The following is a 2,239-nucleotide window of genomic DNA, read 5'->3' as shown; positions in this document are numbered from 1 at the left end:
CCGCTGAACAGTGCCAGCAGGCGCTGCGCACTTTTTTGCAACGCCTGCGGCAGGCCAATATGATCGACGAGGGTACAGAACGGCCTGCTGTAGCGAAAGTGGCCGGGCGTATTCCTTTGCCCAATCCGGATGCGGCCGCGCGCCGGATTGCCAGCCTGCTGCAGCCGGTTCCGCGCTGGCTGGGATGCAGCTTGCTGTTGGCGGCGGCGGCGCTGGCTTTATGGCAGGCAGTGGCCAGCCTGCCGACGCTAAACCTTTGGCTAATGCAGGGAGAATGGCTTGGCAGCCAGCTGTTTGTCATGGTTGTTGGCATACCGCTGTGGTTATTGCTGCATGAGATGGGGCATGCCGTGGCCTGCCGCCTTTACGGCTGTCCGGTTCTTGGGGCCGGATTGCAGTTTCGCGGCTGGTGGCTGCCTTCCGCTTTTGTTAACACCAGCGCGATTGCACTGTATCCGCAGCGCGGAATACAGGTTGCGGTGGCACTGGCCGGGCCGTTAGTGGATCTTTTATGCCTGGGCACATTGGCTGCCTTGAGCGAAACCGCCGTGGCCGCCACGGTACACCCTTTGCAGCTGCTGGTGCTTATCGGGTTATTGTTCAACCTTACGCCTTTCCGGCTTTCCGATATGAACCGGGCGTTTCAGGCGTTCGCACAGCGAGACGCGAGTGGAAAAAACCTCAGCTGGTCTGCCGCCGGAAGGCACTTATTTCTCAGCTACTGTCTGCTTTACGGCATGGTAATGGCCGGGCTGATGGCCTGGATTTGCATGGTTGTCTGGCAGCGCATAGCTAACTGGCTGACCGCAGGAGCAGGGTTATGATGCTTTTATCTCAGCCAGGTCTGCGGGTCGCGCCGTTTATTTTGCTGCGTATCGCGGGCTTGCCGACACACTATGTCAGCAAATTACCTGATGGCCTGCTGGCCGTTATTCGTCAACAGCAGCAACTGGAGTCGGGCTGGCACCAACTCAGGCAAACCCTGATCGAGAGCCTGCATGCGCATGTCGCACAGCCTGCTGCAGACAGTGTTCGTAACGAACTTATTCGCTATCGTCGTCATCTCTATAACGGCCGCCCTTTTCTGCTTTCTGAGGAAGTGAGCGCCTGGCTGGCGCATTACGATGACTCTACGCTGGCGCAACTTGCCGAATGGCAGAGGCTGAGCGAAGAGCGACGGCAGCTGAAGGCGACCTTCAGCCAATGCTGGCAGCAGGTCAGCGACCGTACCCGCGAAGTATTATCCAGGGCAGCCGACGAACCGGTGATGCGCCGTGCACTCAGTCTCGCTTCACCCCGTCTGCTGACCGATCTGGCGCAAAACTGGCAGGCGTGGCCTGCTAAAAGGCGGCGGCGGGTAGAGCGCACGCTATTTGCTTATATGACCCGCGCTGCGGGTAAAGTCAGCCCTTTCAGCACATTTGCTTCTTTTATCCTGCTTCCACTTGCTAATGGCGCCGCCAGTGCCAGCCTGCAGACTGCGAACTGGCAGGTTACAACGACTACCCATCTGAATCGGTCGATCGCGCTGGCGCTGCGCGAAGCTTTGTATGCCCAACACCTGCTGGCAGAGCGTGACCTGCCGCTGAGCCTTAATCCGTCGCTACAGCGGATTTCTGCCAGCCAGTTGCGCGGGGATTTTTATCGCTACGAAAAACGGCGCGGTCTGTTATGGAACGAAGAGCAGCAGTTTGCGCTGAGCCTGGATCCGCAGGAAGTGGATGCCATCCTGACGGCCCGGAGCGCACAGCGCTGGAGTGAATGGTGGCAGCATTTTGTCGCAGCAGGCATTGCGCCACAGTCGGCGGAACGGCTGTTGCGAAAGCTGGTGCGTAAAGACGTATTGCGCCCGCAACTACAATGGAGCGCGCATCATCCTGCGCCAATAGCCGCTGTGCTTGCGTCGCTACCGGCAGAACTGACCAGCGAGTCGTTACGTCGCCTGGGCGAGCTACCGCTCCAACTGCGTGAGGCGAAAAATCCGGAGCGCGTCGCGCTTTTGGCGCAGGCGCAGCAGACGCTGAGCGAGAGCTGGCAGAGGCTTACCAGCCATCAGATGCCGGAAATTCGTAACCTTGTGTATGAAGATGCCTGGAGCGAGGGAATCGACATGACGCTGCCGGATACCTTCGTGTCTGACGTGCTGGCCCGGGTAGCCAGAGTGGTGGCGAAGCGCGCCAGCCTGTCGCTGGAATATCTCTGGTTACGGCAGGCTTTTCTGCAACGCTATGGTGAGGGC

The 2,239-nt window shown here is 59.3% G+C and carries 2 protein-coding genes; both read left to right on the top strand.

Going from position 1 to position 2,239, the window contains the following annotated elements; translation table 11 throughout:
- On the top strand, positions 1–824 hold an 824-nt coding region (locus WH277_RS01830; RefSeq protein WP_339504057.1), incomplete at its 5' end, for a hypothetical protein.
- Positions 821–2,239 (top strand): lantibiotic dehydratase (locus WH277_RS01825; protein WP_339504055.1); only part of this gene is annotated, 1,419 nt, incomplete at its 3' end. The genes WH277_RS01830 and WH277_RS01825, both read left to right, overlap by 4 nt.

The sequence above is a fragment of the Erwinia sp. MYb416 genome (assembly GCF_037479575.1).
Classification (GTDB): Bacteria; Pseudomonadota; Gammaproteobacteria; order Enterobacterales; family Enterobacteriaceae; genus Erwinia; species Erwinia rhapontici.
This window is presented reverse-complemented; position numbering and strand designations above follow the sequence as displayed.